A 272-nucleotide genomic window follows, 5' to 3' on the forward strand; every position below is an offset into this window, starting at 1 on the left:
GAGGCAGAGATGCGTAGCTGATGGGAAGCAGGTTAATATTCCTGCACCGTCGTATGATGCGATGGGGGGACGGATCGCGGAAGGTTGTCTGCCTGTTGGAATAGGCAGTTTCTGGTTCATAGAAGGCGCTTAGGCAAATCCGGGCGCGTAATTCAAGGGACTGGGACGAAGAACTTCGGTTCTGTAGCAATCGGAAGTGGTTCCAAGAAAAGCCTCTAAGCTTCAGTCATACGAGACCGTACCGCAAACCGACACAGGTGGGCGAGATGAGT

1 rRNA gene is annotated in these 272 nt (G+C 52.9%); it reads left to right on the top strand.

Annotation, left to right across the window (positions count from 1 at the left end):
• Positions 1-272, top strand: a 23S ribosomal RNA gene (locus F8197_RS29525); the annotation flags it as partial.

Origin of the sequence: Duganella sp. FT27W (genome assembly GCF_009295655.1) — a bacterium.
In the GTDB taxonomy this organism is placed as follows: Bacteria; Pseudomonadota; Gammaproteobacteria; order Burkholderiales; family Burkholderiaceae_D; genus Rugamonas; species Rugamonas zoogloeoides.